A 16468-nucleotide genomic window follows, 5' to 3' on the forward strand; every position below is an offset into this window, starting at 1 on the left:
TGAGGAGAAAATCCCGTGAGCCATGGGAGGGTAAGCGACCATGAGCTGAGTGGAGAAGAGATGCGCGATCATAAATAATTTTGAAAATTCCATTACAGGAGTTTTAGGGCATTACTCTTCACTCTATCGGAATATTCCGAAAAGAGGACTTTCTGGTAAAAGCCATGAAAAAGCTTCGAAATAAGTTCCTATGAAAATTTGAGAATGAACGAGCATGTTAAAGAAAATTATTTATTTCAAGAGGGAGGTGGTACTAAATTTATTTCAAGAGGGAGGTGGTACTAAAAGATAACGGCACTAAATCTTTACGCAGTTGAAAGGGGGCGGTTATGGTTCTAAATTGTCCGCAATATCGTCGTCATGAAAAAATAATATTCGAAAGGAGACGCTTGCATGTTGAGGCGATCTATGACATACCTACTGATGGTTTCAGTTGTTCTGTACACGGTGATGGTGCCGCTCACCATGATCGTAAATCCTCTAGCGGCATCAGCAGCCTCAGCGGATGATTTGCCTCAAGTGACGTCAGATGAGGACGAAAAAAGGGTCTTCATGTTCACACACACCGCCGGGTATCGCCATGAATCGATTGATGCCGCCAAGGAGGTCATGCCCCAATTAGCGGAAGAATACGGGTTTCACGTTGACATTTCAGAAGATGTAAGCGATTTAAATTCTGACAACTTGATGCAATACGACGTTTTAATGTTCGTCAATACGACAGGAAATTTCGGCAATGATGAACAGCGGCAGGCAGTGATCGACTTTGTCACATCTGGAAAAGGATTCGTGGGCGTTCACAGTGCGACGGATACCGGGTACGACTGGCCGGAGTACGGCGAAATGACAGGGGCGTACTTCAAGGAACACCCGTGGACCGAAGAGGTGACGTTCACGATAGAAGACGATGAATTTCCGGCGACCGCTCACCTGGCCCCCAGCTATACCCAATTGGAAGAGGTATACGTCTTTCAGGAAAATCCAAGGCATAAAGGCAAACATATTTTGATGAGTCTCGATATGGAGAGTGTCGACGGAAGTAGATTTGAAGATCATCCGACTGCGTGGTGTAGCCCGCATGGGGAGGGGAGAATGTTTTACACCGCCTTGGGTCATTATTCCGAAACGTGGTATTTGGAAGCGTTTCAACAGCACCTCTTAGGAGGATTGCAATACGCTTGGGGTGGCGTGCCCGACCATAAGTGTGGCGAGCCTTCCAAGAAACCGGGCTTGATTAAAGAGAAGATTACCGACTCCATTCCCCGCCCAATGGCTCTGGACATTGCTAACGATGGAACACTCTTCGTCATCAGTATCGAAGGCTATCTTTACGAGGTATCACAAGACGGCGACACCCAGCAGCTCCTGTCTCTCGAAACAACCACTGAAGGAGAACACGGCTTAATGGGTATCGCCTTAGACCCAGATTTTGAAGAAAATGGGCACATATATTTATATTACACCGAACCTGAGACTTTCGTCAACAAACTGTCGCGGTTTACGTATGAAGACGGCTCTGTCGACAGGTCGTCTGAAAAGGTCCTGTACACACTGCAGTCAGATGCGACTTGTTGTCACCAGGCAGGACACCTTTTGTTCGGACCGGATGGGAAACTGTATTTGACGTCAGGAGACAATCATCAGCCGACAAATGGACCGCAACCGTTGTCAATGGAAACGTCACAAAATCTGATGGATCCACGGGGCAGTATTCTTCGCTTCAATAAGGACGGAACCATCCCCGACGACAATCCGTTCGTGGGAAGGGACGACGCTCTGCCTGAAATTTACGCGTACGGTTTCCGCAACCCGTTCCGCATTTCTATCGACGAGAAGACTGGTGTCATTTACGAAGGTGACGTCGGTCCCGATCACCCGACAGACGATTACGACGAATTTAATGCGGTGACGGAACCGGGACAAAATTTTGGTTGGCCCCTCGGTATCGGGGATAAACCGTACAGCAATTATGCTGATCGGTTCCCGGATATGAGTGCTGAGGACATCGAAGAAGCGTTCGCTAAAACGAAAAAGCCGTCTGCTTTCTATCCTTACACACACAAAGAACCTTGGGGATCTGGCGGTCGATCTGCTTTTGCTGGTCCTGTCTACTATCATGAAGGGGAAGGTGGATTCCCAGATTTCATGGACGGCAAATTGTTGGCGTACGATTTTGTCCGCGGTTGGGTGAAGTTAGTCACAGTTGATGAAGAGGGCAACTTCCTGGAAGTGGAGGACTTTATCGAAGGTCTGGAACTGCCGATGGACATTAAAGTCGGTCCGGACGGTAATTTGTACGTGGCCCAGTTCGGGAACAGCTGGTGGGAAGAAAACGAGTACGCCGGAATTTTTAGATTCTCGTGGGACGTTTTGGAGCGAAGCCCGGTCATTCAAGCGAAAGCTAGTGTCACTTCCGGTTACGCCCCCTTGGAAGTATCATTCACGACTGAGGGAACGTACGATCCAGATGGCGACGACATCTCGTTCTCTTGGGATTTTGGTGACGGGAACACCAGTACAGAAGCCAATCCGACCCATACGTACACGGAAAACGGAGAATACAGAGTGACTCTCGTGGTCACGGACTCCACTGGCAGGAGTGCTACTTGGAACAGGACGATCGTCGTCGGAAACACGCCTCCTGAGGTCGAAATTACATCTCCGCCAGACGCCACATTCTTTGATATGGGCGATACGTTTACATTTACGGGATATGCCACTGATGCAGAAGACGGTGAAATCGCTTGTGAAGATTTGGAGTGGCAGCTCGACCTGTTGCACGACGACCACGGACACCCGCAAAATTACCAGCGGGGTTGTGAGGCCACTTTTACACTCTACGAGCCGGGACACGACCCTTACCGTGACAACATTTGGTGGCAAATGAAACTGGTGGTAAAAGACAGCGGGGGAGACGGAGCTCCGTCACTGACCGGGGAAGATGTCATTGTCTTCAATCAGAAACGGATGCAGGCTGAAAACTACGATGACATGTTCGGCATTCAGACAGAAGAGACTTCCGATTACGGCGGAGGCCAGAACGTCGGGTATGTGGAAGCAGGAGACTGGCTCAAGTATGAGCACATCCGTTTGGAAGATGTTGAACAGATGTACTTCCGGGTGGCGAGCGAGTCGGCAGGTGTTCATTTCGATGTGCGTTTAGATTCACCTGACGGTGAAACGATTGCCACAGTGACGCACCCTGCAACCGGCGGATGGCAGAATTGGACGACCGTCGGTACAGAACTAGAATATGTCCCGGAAGGGATACACGATCTTTACATTGTGTTTAACTCAGATGGGCAAAACATGAACTGGTTTCAGTTCCAACTCCCAGGAGACGATCCACCTCCAGAAGGAGACTACCCGGAAGTCCCGTCCCCTGAGCCGTCGCCTGTAAGTTTGATCGGGGCGTTGGACAGAAGCTCTTGGGATGTGTCTGCCAGCCACTCCGACTCATCGGACGTACCCGAGAACGCGGTTGACGGTAATCTCGACACGCGCTGGACGACAGGGACGCCGATGAAAGAGGGGATGTGGTATCAAATCGACTTTGGCAGTCCGCGTCTCATCAACCGGGTGCACATAGACTTTGGATCGAATCAAAACGCAGAAGACCATCAAGACTGGTTCCGCGGCTACGACATTCAAGTGTCGACAGACGGGGAGAACTGGACGACTGTCGTCGCTCAAGAGTCGAACGAGGATGTGGTCGTCGATGAGACGTTCGACCCGGTTAAAGCCCGTTACGTGAAGATTGTCAACACGAAAGACGACCCAGACAATCACTGGTGGGCTTCGATTCACGAAGCACACATCTTCACCCCACCGGTTAACGCGGAGAAGTGGACGTTTTCCTCAAACCGCGGCGATGAGAACGACGAGGACAATCCCTCCGATGAACAGCACGTTGTAGACCGTGACCCTAACACTCGTTGGGACTCCGGCGGGCATCAGACGCCCGGACAGTGGTTCATGGTCGACATGGGTGAGGAAAAAACGATTGACACAGTGACGTTTGATTCACTGGCACACAAAGATAACTACCCCCGCGGCTATGAGATCCAGATCTCGACGGACGGGGAAGCATGGATGACGGTAGCTGAAAAAGAACAAAACGAGGACGTCGTCATTGAGGAAACATTTGATGAAGTGGTCGCTCGTTACGTGAAAATTGTCCAAACAGGATCGTCCGATGAGCATTGGTGGGCCATCGACGAACTGGACATTCAAGATACGGCAGCGCCGGTGACGGTCGCTTCCCTCGACGGTGAAAAAGGGGAAGAAGGCTGGTATACGTCAGATGTGACGCTGACCCTTGACGCGGGGGACGAAGATTCAGACGTCGCAAGAACTGAGTTCAGCTTTGATGGAGAGACGTGGGAAACGTACAGTGAACCCCTGCTGATTAGCGACGAAGGCGAGACGGATATATGGTTCCGCTCTACTGATGCAGCAGGAAATGTCGAAGCAAGTGATTCCATCCGCGTTGTGATCTTCAAGTTGCCCCCGACTGCGGAAAATATGAAGAAGGTTGTGGAACAGTTTGAGGAAGACGGAGCCTTCACTGACGAAGGAGCGTCTCGCAAGCTGAACGTTCACTTGACGTTAGTGGCCCGCTATGAAGACAGAGGCGATGCCGAAAAAGTCGTCAAACACATGCAAAACTTTAAGCTTTTACTCGACTACCAACGAGAGAATGAGCTCATATCGGAAAAGGCGTCCCGCACATTAAACGCCTATGCCGATTACGTCGTCAATAAGTGGCTGTAGTCGCTTCAGGGCCCCTGTGGCCGGTGACAACTCGCCGCCACAGGGGGATTTTCACATCCAGGCGCCAGCCGTACTCGGTTTGGCTTTAATAAGAACGTCAAGACAAAATAAAAACAGCAAGAAGAAGTACAGAGTGGTATAAGAGCTGTAGACCCCGATATTTCATTTCAGAGAAGGGGGAGACAGATGAAACTCGCTTTTAGCACGAATGCATTTACGAACATGACATTGCCTGAAGCGGTAGCGGCAGTAGGCCGGCTCGGCTACGAAGGGGTTGAAATATTGGCCGATGTCCCACACGCGTTTCCACCGAGGGACGATGCGCCGTGGGTACTTGATGTGAAATGGCAGCTAGAGCGATACGACATAAAGGTGTCCAATATTAACGGCAACACGGCAGCCGGATTCTTTCGCGACCGGACAGGGGAACCGACATTTGAACCGTCCCTTTGCAATGCCGCGCAGGACGTGAGGCGTCAACGAATTAACTACACGAAAGGCTGTATCGATCTGGCCAACGTTCTAGGAGCGTCGAACATCAGCATTACGAGCGGAATGTGTCTTCCCGGGAACCCGCCGCGGCAAGCATTGAAGTTTTTGCGCGAATCATTAGAAGAACTGGTAGACTATGCAGAACAGCGCGAGGTGAATATCGGGATTGAGTATGAACCGGGGCTTTTGATCGAGAACGGCCAAGAACTGTTTGAATTGATGCAAGTCGTAGCGTCTCCAAGACTCGGAGTCAATTTAGATGTGGGACATGTCCAGGTCATCGGCGAAGATTTAGACATTCTATTGAAAAAATTGGGCCCCCGCATTTGGAATGTGCATTTGGAAGACATTGACAGACAGAAACACTATCACCTCATTCCGGGGGAAGGCACGATGGATTTTCACAGTATTATAGGGAAATTGAGACATATCGGCTACGATCGCTATATCACGGTCGAGTTGTACACCTATGTAAACGAACCTGTGAATGCTGCAGAAAGATCAATCAGTTTTTTACGACCGCTGGTTAAATCTACAGAAGGAGAGATTGTGAATGAAGTATTTTGACCCCCATATTCACGTCTATTCCAGGACAGTAGACGACTATGAAGCTATGAGCGCAGCAGGGCTGCGCGTCATAGTAGAGCCGGCATTTTGGCTAGGGAGCGAACGGCGTTATCCAGAAACCCATTTTGATTACTTTCACCACGTATTGACGTTTGAGCCAGAACGGGCCAAAAAGTACGGCATCGATCATTACTGTTGTCTGGCCATGAATCCGAAAGAAGCCAACAATTTGGAAATCGCCCACCAAGTGATCGACGGATTGCCCGAGTATTTGAAACACGACCACTGCGTCGCCATCGGAGAAGTCGGATTTGACAAGATTACGGATGCAGAAGAGGAAGTCATGCGAAGACAGCTTCAGCTGGCAAAAAACCTGAGCATGCCAGTGATGATACACACCCCTCACGTGAATAAACGGGAGGGCACCATCCGGACCATCGAAATTTTAAAGGAGATGGATTTAGATCCGCAACAAGTTTTGCTCGACCATAACAACGACGACACGATTGACGTAGCGGTAGAGTACGGTGGTTGGATCGGCATGACGCTGTACCCAGGCAAAATATCTGTCGGAGGAGCATTAGAAATTTTAGAGAGGTATGGCACTGACCGCATGTTAATCAATTCGGCGGCGGACTGGGGCCCGGCAGATCCCTTAAGTGTAGCGAAAGCGCGCCGTGACATGAGGTTAAGGGGTATTCCGATGAGGAGATTCAAAAATTGGTGTGGGACAACCCAATTCAATTTTACAAGCAGTCTGGCAAACTGAAGTTGGAAGACTTGGAGGCGGTTTCTTTATGAAACTCGCCTTCAGCAGCAACGGGTTTAAGAAGTACGACCTCTTGGAGGCGATTGACCGCTTGGCGGATATCGGGTATGAGGGTATAGAAATACTGGCTGACATCCCCCACGCTTTTCCTCCGGACGTAACAGAAGAGAGAATTAACGCTATACGCGAGCGGCTGAAAAAACACGGTATGTCGATTTCTAACTTAAACGCGTTCATGTTGTACGGCATAAGGGACAACTGGCGGCCGTCTTTTATCGAGGCGGACGAGAAGGAGCGACGCCTGCGCATCGACCACACCCATCAGTGCATTGATTTGGCCGTCCAACTGGGAATTCAGACTCTCTCGACAGAACCAGGCGGTCCGATCGACGGCGTGGATGTGGACTGGGCCAACCACCTGTTTATATCGGCGATGGAGGAATTGGCGGACCACGCTGAAAAAGTGGGTGTGACAATTCTAGTCGAACCGGAACCGCATTTGCTCATCGAAAATTCCGATCAATTTATTGCTTTTAAAAAAGCCGTTCCATCCGAGGCAGTTGCACTGAATTTTGACGTTGGCCATTTTTTCTGTGTAGGTGAAGACCCGGTCGAGCTAGTGGAGAAGCTGCTTCCTTACACGAAACACTACCATTTAGAGGATATTGCTGCTGACAGAGTGCATCAACATTTAATTCCAGGAACGGGAGCTATTAATATTCCGCGTGTTTTGCAAACGATTCAACGGACAGGGTACGATGGTTTCATTACTGTTGAGTTGTACCCTTACGAGAACCGGGCGATGAAGGCTGCCAGCGAAGCGTATCAGTACGTCAAGAAGATCATGGATGCGCTATGACCCGTATCCGTTCCTATCTGGAGTTGATCCGGTTTCCGAATCTGTTTTCGGCGATGGCAGATATTGTAGCCGGTGCGTGGGTGGCTGTGGGACTGTCGTCGAGTTCCCCATTTTCGTTAGAGCTTGCAGCCCTTCTTTTATCCAGTGCTGCTCTGTATGCGATGGGCATTGTGATGAACGATTATTTTGACTTTGAACTTGATTGTAAGGAGCGCCCAGAGCGACCTTTGCCTTCCGGAAGGATCAGCCGCTCCTCTGCCCTTTCGTTAGGAGCGGCACTCGGGCTAACGGGGGTGGGACTGGCTGCTTTAGTGAACGACGTCAGTCTGATCATTGCCGTGATGATTGTCGGGTGTGCGTTACTTTATGACCGTTATACGAAGCACTCGATCATAGCCGGTCCGCTCACAATGGGAATTTGCCGCGGTCTTAATCTGCTGTTAGGTGTCAGTCTAGTGGCGGAACAAGTCGCCCCATACTGGTGGTTGTCTGGCTTTGGCTTTTTGTACATTTTTTCAGTCACGGCCATGTCACAGGGAGAAACAGGAGCAGGGACTCACCTTAGCCGCGTGCGATTGATGGCATTTACGCTCTGTGTATGTGCTTTGGGAAGCGCCTCCTTGTTTCATCTTTCCTCACACGCGGTGTCCAGTCTGTTAGCGGTCGTTCTATTTTTAGCTTGGACCTTTTCGGCAGTCGGACCTGCACTGCGTATGCCAACTGCCGAATGGATTCGGAAAGCGGTCGAGCGGTGTGTTATCGGACTGCCTCTTTTGGATGCGGCGGTCGCCACGCCGTTTGGCGGGTGGGCTGCTTTCGGGTCGACTATGGTGTTGTTGTTGCTCGGCATTTTTTTCGCTCGCGTGTTTGCCGTGACATGAGATCTGTAAAGGAGTTGAGAGCATGAGTAAAAAACATGTTGTCGTATTGGACATCATCAGTTTAACTCCGGCAATGTTACACGATACTGAGCTCACCCCCAATATACAAAACATCTTGAAAGACGGAAGTCACGCAAAGGTAAAACCTGTGTTTCCTGCCGTCACCGGATCGATGCAGGCGACCTACATTACCGGAAAACCGCCGGGCGAGCACGGCATTGTGTGTAATGGGATACCGGATCAAGCGTACAAGGACATCACAATGTGGAACCAGACGATGGTCCCGATTCAAGGGGAGAAACTGTGGGAAAAACTGAAAAAAGAGGATCCCGAGGCGACAACGGCGATTTTGTTTTGGCAATTCAGCAAGCTGTCCACTGCTGATTACGTCGTGACCCCTGCCCCGATACATCTGGAAAATCACATGATTTTGTGGTGTGATTCCAAACCCCGTGATCTGTACGGACGATTGCGAGAAAAGTATGGCGAATTTGACCTTGGTGCGTTTTGGGGTCCCCTTGCTTCCCTTAAGTCGAGCGAGTGGATTGCTCAGGCGGCCCTGGATGTACTGGATGAATACCGGCCGCGCTTATCCCTCGTCTACTTGCCGAACATGGATTACGATGCACAGCGGTTCGGGCCGGACAGCACGAGGGCACGACAGTCCGTAAAAGACATTGACACGTTAATCGGACGATTCGTACAGGAATTGGAACGGCGCGGGCTCAAGGACGATACGAGACTTGTCCTTTTGTCGGAGTACGCATTTAAAAATGTCCAAAGGCCCGTGTACATTAACCGGTTGCTGAATGAGAAAGGTTATATAGCCGTTAAGAGAGTAAAAGGGATGGATTTCTTGGATTTGGAGATGTGCCGGGCCTTTGCCATGGCTGATCATCAACTGGCGCACATCTATGTGAACGACACCGCTGACGTCGCAGCTGTTCAACAGCTGCTAAGGGACACACCTGGTATAGCAGAAGTTTGGGGGGAAGCGGAAAAACGGGCACACCAGATTGACCATGAACGGGCAGGAGATTTAATTGCCATTGCTGAACCGGACAGCTGGTTTGTGTATTACTGGTGGTGGGATGACAAATATGCGCCGGAGTTTGCTTACACCGTGGATATTCACCGCAAACCGGGTTATGATCCCGTTGAACTTTTCGTTGATCCGAAAACGCGGAACATACCGCTCGAACCTGAGCGGATTGGGGGTTCCCACGGTCTACCGCCGCGCGGAGAAGAGGATATGGTGTCTCTAGTGGTATCGGGCAAAGATCTCGACCTTCCAGAAGAGCTCAAAGCCACGGAAGTCCACGATCTGTTGTTGGAACTGGCAAAACAACCGAAAGGAGCCTACAAGTGAGTGGAATATGCCTGTCATTGCCTTTCCATCCCTAGCGTGTCAGAAAAATAAACGCTCATGATTTCATTAAAAGGGCATAAAATAAACAAAAAGTATATCAATGCATCATTGTGAATGTAGAAATAGAGTCTTTGTTTAAATACCAAATTAACAGAAATAAATGTGGTAGCGGGAGGAAGGAATGTGCTTTTGGAGATGAAAGCGATCTCAAAGTCATTTCACGGGATCACGGTCTTACATAATGTCCATTTTCGTTTGCGCGAAGGGGAAGTACATGCGCTCGTTGGAGAGAACGGCGCGGGAAAGTCAACGTTGATGAAAATACTGGCAGGAATCTACGAGCCGGAAGAGGGAGAAGTGCTTCTTCGCGGTCAAAAAGTGTACATTGATTCACCGACTGTTTCACAACGGCTCGGTATTTCCGTCATTCACCAAGAGTTGAACTTAGTCCCCTATATGACTGTTGCAGAAAATATATTTTTAGGCAGAGAACCGAACAAAAAGGGGTGGCTGAGTTACGACCACATGGTCAAAGGGACAGTCCAATTACTAGGCCAACTTGGCTTAGATTTAAATCCTAAGGCTTATGTCCACAGCTTGAGCATCGGAGAACAGCAAATCGTTGAAATCGCCAAAGCGCTCTCAATTCACGCTGACATCCTTATTATGGACGAACCGACGGCCGTCCTGACGGAATACGAGGCGTCCAAGTTGTTTCAACTTATAGAAAAATTAAAAAAACAAGGCGTCGGGATCGTCTACATTTCGCACCGTTTGTCTGAAATCAAACGGGTTTGCGACCGCATGACCGTGTTGCGTGACGGTCAGCTTGTGACTACCTGTGACACTGATGAAGTAACGGAGCGTGACATCGCCAATCTAATGGTTGGACGGGAGCTTCAGAATCTGTACCCGGAAAAACCGGATCGTATTGGGAATGAAGTTCTCCGTGTCGAAAAATTAAGCAAAGCGCCCTATTTTCACAATGTGAGCTTTCGTTTAAGGAGAGGAGAAATTGTCGGCTTTGCCGGGCTGATCGGAGCAGGGAGGACAGAGTTAGTCCGGGCGATTTTCGGGGATATTCGTCCAGACGCAGGCAAGGTGTATGTGCAAGGAGAGGAGGTTCACATCCGCAGTCCCGCCAACGCCATCCAACACGGCATTGGCTTTTCGACCGAGGACCGGAAAAAAACGGGTTTGTTCATGGACTTGAGTGTCGGGCAAAATGTGATCCTTCCGAGTTTAAACAACGTCAGCCGGATGTCTTTCGTCAATCGGAGAAGAGAACGCGCACTTGTGAAAAAGAAAGTGGAAGAACTCAAGATCAAACTAAACCACCTGAATCAACCGGTCAAAAACTTGAGCGGTGGAAATCAGCAAAAAGTCGTATTAGCCAAGTGGCTGTTGGCGGAAACCGAACTGTTTTTTTTGGACGAACCGACCAGGGGGATTGATGTCGGGGCGAAAGGAGAGATCTACCAATTGATTGCCCGCCTTGCAGCGGATGGGAAGGGAGTCGTCATCATTTCTTCTGAATTGCCCGAATTGCTGGGGTTGTGCAACCGCATTGTCGTGATGCACAAAGGTCAGGTACAAGGAGAACTGGACGCTCGAGAAGCGACGGAGCAGGCGATTATGGCCATGGCTACCGGTCTTTAGAAAGGGGTGGAACCATGTCGAGCATACCAACAGAGACTGATACTCAAACAAAGGTACAGCCTGAGCCGTACAAGCCGCCGCGAAGTCGCGTTTGGTTTAAATATTTGTGGGATCAGTATAGCGTCGTGTTTGCCTTTATCGTTCTTGTCGTGTTTGCCTCGATTTTAAGTGACAGCTTTCTATCTATTGCAAACGTGACGAATGTTCTACGCCAAATATCGATTATCGGAGTGTTGGCCGTCGGCATGACGTTTGTCATTCTGCTCGGCGGAATTGATTTGTCTGTCGGCTCAGTATTGGCTTTGACAGGTACTGTCATCATGGCTTCGCAGGCGGATTACGGTATGCCCGTATTTACGGCGATCGGACTTGGTTTGTTAGCCGGCGCGCTCATCGGAATGGTCAACGGATTGATGATCACTTACGGCAAAATTGCAGCCTTTATTGTCACGCTGGCGATGATGACGATTTCACGCTCCTTGGCTCTATACTATGCCGATGCCGGGTCCATCTCTGGTACGAACATGCAGTACGCAGCAATCGGCAATGGGTATCTATGGCAAATTCCTGTTCCCGTTATTATTTTCGTGATCATTGTGCTCATTGCTTACATGCTTTTAGAGAGAACGACTTTCGGACGACACGTATACGCCGTTGGCGGGAATGTACAAGCCGCAAGATTGTCTGCCGTCCCGGTGTACCGGGTGACGATACTGGCGTACATGATTTGTGGTTTAACAGCTGCTGTTGGTGCCGTTATAGAGACATCGCGGCTCAATTCCGTTTCCACGTCCAGTTCTGGAATGATGTATGAGTTGGATGCCATTGCCGCAGTCATTATCGGGGGTGCCAGCTTAGCTGGTGGACGTGGGCGTGTGATCGGAACATTGTTCGGAGTTCTCATACTAGGTGTATTAAGCAATGTGATGAACTTGCTCAACATTTCACCTTACATACAGGGGGTGGTCAAGGGAGCGATCATTTTAGCTGCGGTGTTGCTGCAGAAGAGGGGTTAGACGACAAAACGGCAGAATGCAGGGGGAGAAAAAATGGTGAACCGGGGTTTTTGGGTAACGGTCGTCATGGCACTAGCACTAATTTTGGGGATGGCGGCTTGCAGTGTCGACGAGCCTCCAGGTGCGGAAAGCGGGGAGATGAACAGTGAAAACAGTGATGGAGAAAGTGAAGGGGATACAGACGGGTCATCCGCCGGTGACGGCCCCTTTACGATAGGGATTTCGCTACCTGCGGCTGATCACGGTTGGATGGGGGCGCTGATCGCGAACGCTGAAGAGGAAGCCAAAAAACATGACAACGTTGAATACATTTTGCATACGGCTAACGATCCGAACAAACAGACGTCTGATATCGAAGATTTAATGACAAAAGGTGTCGATGCTATTGTCATGCTCCCGATTGAAACGGCTGCACTGACACCTGTAGCCGACACTGTCGCTGAACAGGGCATCCCGTTGGTTGTCGTGGATCGTGAGGTGAATACGGAAAGCTACCGCACATACGTGGGAGGAGATAATTACGGGATCGGGTTTGGAAATGGGAAATACTTAGTCGAAGGGCTGACAGAGAAAAACGGAGAACCGAGGGGAAGAGTCGTCGAAATTACAGGAGTTCCTTCCAGTGTGACTGATTTGCGGAGTCAAGGATTCCGCGATTATCTAGAAAACTATCCAGATATCGAAATTGTAGCCAGCCAACCAGGAGACTTTACCCGGGAAGCGGCCCTCAAAGCGACGGAAAACATTTTGCAGGCCAATCCAGAAATTGACGCTATTTACTCACAGGACGATGACATGACCATCGGCATCGTGCAAGCGATTCGAGACGCGCAGAGGCAAGATGAGATGTTCATCGTCAGTTCAGGGGAATGAAGGAAATTTACCAGATGATGAAGGAGAACCAAAACCCTGAGATCGTCGTTTCGTTAAGATATCCACCAACGATGGGGGCTCTCGGTGTCAATCTAGCAGTTAAACTGCTTAACGGCGATAGCCTAGACGGTTTTTGGGGAGAGAGCATTCCCCATCGAGTGATGTTGGAGGCGACACCTGTGACGCCTGAAAATGTAGAAGACTATTACGATCCTGATGCAATTTACTAGGTGAGAGAGTTCAATTGCTATAGACAAATGAAAGGAGAGATTCAAGATGAAGCTCGGAGTATTTGCTGTTCTGTTTGGGGAACTTTCACTGGAAGGTGCGCTAGACAAGGTAAAGGAAGCCGGTCTCGAAGCCGTGGAGATCGGGGCTGGCGGATACCCTGGCAACGCTCACTGCAACCCCCGACAATTGTTAAGTGATGAAGCGTCTATTTCCCGTTTAAAATCGGCTGTAGAGGAACGCGGATTAGAAATTAGTGCGTTAAGTTGTCACGGAAACCCGTTACATCCTGATGAAGAGATTGCAACTCTGCATCACCGGCAGTTTGAAGAAACGGTCAAGTTAGCGAGTGCCCTAGGTGTTGATACCGTTGTGACCTTTTCCGGCTGTCCAGGAGAATCGGAACACTCGAAGTACCCCGCATGGGTCACGTGTCCGTGGCCTCCTGATTTTCTGAAGGTGTTGGAATGGCAGTGGTCGGAAAAGGTGATCCCCTATTGGCAAAAGCAATCTGAGTTTTTGCGGGAACACGGGGTTCGCGTCGCCATCGAAGCCCACCCGGGATTTGTCGTGTACAACACTGAAACAGCACTTCGTTTAAGGAGGGAAGCCGGGGACAACATCGGGGTGAACTTTGATCCGTCCCACTTGTTCTGGCAAAATATGGATCCCGAAGAGTGTATTAAGGCACTTGGAGATTCTATCTACCACGTCCACGCGAAAGATACGTCGATAGATAAAAGAAACACCGCGTTAAACGGTGTTCTTGATGTCAAGCCGTACGCGCAGGAGCTGGAGCGCTCGTGGATTTTCCGTACCATCGGGTATGGGCACGGCGTGGAAGTGTGGAAAAATATTGTAAGTGCACTGAAGAAGGTTGGATACGACGGTGTCATCAGTATCGAACATGAAGATAGCCTCATGTCGGTCAATGAAGGATTTACCAAGGCGGTGGAATTGTTAAAGGATGCCTTAATCTATGAGAAAGCAGGTGAGATGTGGTGGGCGTAACCCGGTCTGTCCGTGTCGGGATGGTCGGCTACAAGTTTATGGGAAAGGCACACAGCCACGCTTACAAGGATGTCGGCCTGTTCTTTGACTTGGGAGCACAGGTGCGCATGCAGGCCATCTGTGGACGGAATGAAGCGGCCGTCAGAGAGGCGGCCGAGCAGTACGGCTGGGCGAGCTATGAAACGGACTACCGGCGTTTGGTCGAACGCGACGACCTTGACTTGATTGACGTCAATGCTCCCAGCAATGTGCACAAAGATATCGTGATCGCCGCTGCGCGCGCTGGGAAGCATGTCCTGTGTGAAAAGCCGTTAGCCCTTTCGCTGGCGGACGCGAGGGAGATGTTGGCGACGGCTGAAGCAGCGGGTGTCAAACACGGAATATGCTTTAACTACCGTTTTCTACCGGCGGTACAGTTGGCAAAGCAACTGATTGACGAAGGGAAGATCGGGGAAATCTATCACTACCGCGCTCTCTACTTGCAGGATTGGCTCGTTGATCCTAAAGCGCCTTTGGCCTGGCGCCTGCAAAGAGAAATAGCGGGTTCAGGCGCACACGGTGATCTGAATGCGCACTGCATCGATCTAGCTCGCTTTCTTATCGGGGATTTTGACTGTGTCGTGGGACAGAGCAAGACGTTTGTCAAACAGCGACCGAAACCTGTAGAGATGAGTGGATTAACTGCGAAAGGTTCCGGTGAAATGGGGGATGTGACGGTAGACGATACGACCTCGTTCCTCGCCCAGTTTAAAAACGGGGCTCTGGGAACGTTCGAAGCCACCAGGTATGCGACGGGATGGAAGAACGGGAACTTGTTTGAAATTAACGGGAGTAAAGGTTCGATCCGCTTTAACTTGGAGCGTCTCAATGAGTTGCAAGTGTATTTCGCTGATGAAGAACCCCGTACGCAAGGATTCAAAACGATTATGGTGACAGAAGATGTTCATCCGTATGCAGGTCACTGGTGGCCGCCAGGACACATTATTGGCTACGAACACGGGTTTGTCCATGTGGTGTACGAGTTGATTCAAAGTATTGTGGAAGACAAACCGTTTGTTCCCGACTTTTCGGACGGGGTCGAGTGCCAGCGTGTTTTGGAAGCGGTGGACCAATCCATTGAAACCGGTTCATGGGTGGCGATTGAAGACCTATAACGTGACCATTCAAGGCAACGCCAGTTTTTCGTAATGTTTATACAGGGAGTGGAACCTCCCTGTATAATGTTTGTGCCACGGCTTTCGCTTGCCGCAAAAGTGGATGATGGACGTGTGGCGAATGACGTAGTCCATGTCAATGTTGCCGTTACTCATCATCTTGTAGTAGCGGTAAAATCTGGCGTCGTAGTTGAACCGAATTTCGTCTATTTCCTTGATCGATTTGGAGTAAAGGGCGTTAATGATGTCTTGATCGGGCAAAATCAGCCTTTTTTTGTTTTCTTCGACAAAGTTGTAGATGTCTTGTTCGTTTATTTTCTCTCGCTGCAGCGGAAGGTTCATGAGCAACACGCCCGAATTGTAGTAAGCCTCGATTTCGTAAGGCCGTAACCTCAGTTTGTTAATTTCCGTTATGGAGACTCGGTCGTGATAGGCAGCGGCGTAAAGAAAGCCGGAAAGGTCCGTATCGTACAGGGATTGAATTTCGTTGATGACGAGAATGTCAGGGTCTAGGTACAAGATCTTGTCCAGATTCTCAGGTAAAAATTTGAAGGCCAAGAGCCGGTAGTACATTTCCTTTGTGTAATGCTTTAAGACGGGAGCCCTGTCAAAGTAGTCATCCTGTACTTCGACTTCGATAAGCGTTTGGCCGTGTTCAGCGACAAAATGGTCAATGTCGGAGACGTCCTCCCCTTTTAAGCGAGAGTGCATGAGGTAGATGTGAAAGGGTACACCTGGGTTGTTGATAAACATGGACTTCAGCATCACTTTGAGGGCCTTGAGGTAGTTCGCATTGATTGTCACCAGAATATTCATA

General features: G+C 49.8%; 13 protein-coding genes. 12 read left to right on the forward strand and 1 reads right to left on the reverse strand.

All coding sequences use genetic code 11. From position 1 onward, the window contains the following. Positions 1-408: 408 nt before the first annotated feature. The 12 genes from B0W44_RS09915 to B0W44_RS09970 all read left to right on the forward strand — a co-directional run bounded on the left by B0W44_RS09915 (position 409) and on the right by B0W44_RS09970 (position 15651). Positions 409-4773, forward strand: coding sequence for a ThuA domain-containing protein (locus tag B0W44_RS09915; protein WP_169835517.1), 4365 nt, complete (start codon positions 409-411; stop codon positions 4771-4773). A 186-nt stretch (positions 4774-4959) separates the two neighbouring features. Continuing rightward, on the forward strand, positions 4960-5832 hold the full coding sequence (locus B0W44_RS09920; protein WP_077719900.1) for a sugar phosphate isomerase/epimerase family protein: 873 nt from the start codon (positions 4960-4962) through the stop codon (positions 5830-5832). After that, complete coding sequence (locus B0W44_RS09925) at positions 5819-6601, forward strand: TatD family hydrolase (protein ID WP_228440948.1); 783 nt, start codon at positions 5819-5821, stop codon at positions 6599-6601. Before B0W44_RS09920 ends, B0W44_RS09925 begins: the two co-directional genes overlap by 14 nt. Before the next feature lie 28 nt (positions 6602-6629). After that, a complete protein-coding gene (locus B0W44_RS09930) occupies positions 6630-7460 on the forward strand; it encodes a sugar phosphate isomerase/epimerase family protein (protein WP_077719901.1) in 831 nt (276 codons plus the stop codon). Continuing rightward, positions 7457-8341 carry a UbiA-like protein EboC gene (eboC, locus tag B0W44_RS09935; protein ID WP_077719902.1) on the forward strand — a complete coding sequence of 295 codons (885 nt, stop codon included), beginning with the start codon at positions 7457-7459 and terminating at the stop codon, positions 8339-8341. Before B0W44_RS09930 ends, eboC begins: the two co-directional genes overlap by 4 nt. Before the next feature lie 22 nt (positions 8342-8363). After that, positions 8364-9710 (forward strand): alkaline phosphatase family protein, encoded by a 1347-nt coding sequence (locus B0W44_RS09940; protein WP_077719903.1) that lies wholly within the window; start codon positions 8364-8366, stop codon positions 9708-9710. Positions 9711-9893: 183 nt separating this feature from the next. Beyond that, complete coding sequence (locus B0W44_RS09945; RefSeq protein WP_228440951.1) at positions 9894-11369, forward strand: sugar ABC transporter ATP-binding protein; 1476 nt, start codon at positions 9894-9896, stop codon at positions 11367-11369. 14 nt (positions 11370-11383) lie between these two features. Then, positions 11384-12385: an ABC transporter permease gene (locus B0W44_RS09950; RefSeq protein WP_077719904.1), complete on the forward strand. Its 1002-nt coding sequence runs from the start codon at positions 11384-11386 to the stop codon at positions 12383-12385. Between the two features lie 33 nt (positions 12386-12418). Continuing rightward, a complete protein-coding gene (locus B0W44_RS09955; protein WP_077719905.1) occupies positions 12419-13258 on the forward strand; it encodes a substrate-binding domain-containing protein in 840 nt (279 codons plus the stop codon). After that, on the forward strand, positions 13255-13488 hold the full coding sequence (locus B0W44_RS09960; protein ID WP_077719906.1) for a hypothetical protein: 234 nt from the start codon (positions 13255-13257) through the stop codon (positions 13486-13488). Before B0W44_RS09955 ends, B0W44_RS09960 begins: the two co-directional genes overlap by 4 nt. A gap of 46 nt (positions 13489-13534) precedes the next feature. Continuing rightward, the gene (locus B0W44_RS09965) at positions 13535-14497 is read left to right on the forward strand and encodes a sugar phosphate isomerase/epimerase family protein (RefSeq protein WP_077719907.1); all 963 of its coding nucleotides are present in this window, start codon (positions 13535-13537) and stop codon (positions 14495-14497) included. Between the two features lie 20 nt (positions 14498-14517). Then, on the forward strand, positions 14518-15651 hold the full coding sequence (locus tag B0W44_RS09970; RefSeq protein ID WP_077721334.1) for a Gfo/Idh/MocA family protein: 1134 nt from the start codon (positions 14518-14520) through the stop codon (positions 15649-15651). 9 nt (positions 15652-15660) lie between these two features. Here the strand turns inward: B0W44_RS09970 and B0W44_RS09975 are convergent, their stop codons facing one another. Then, on the reverse strand, positions 15661-16467 hold the full coding sequence (locus B0W44_RS09975; protein WP_077719908.1) for a glycosyltransferase family 8 protein: 807 nt from the start codon (positions 16465-16467) through the stop codon (positions 15661-15663). Position 16468 lies beyond the last annotated feature (1 nt).

This window comes from Novibacillus thermophilus (genome assembly GCF_002005165.1).
Classification (GTDB): domain Bacteria; phylum Bacillota; class Bacilli; order Thermoactinomycetales; family Novibacillaceae; genus Novibacillus; species Novibacillus thermophilus.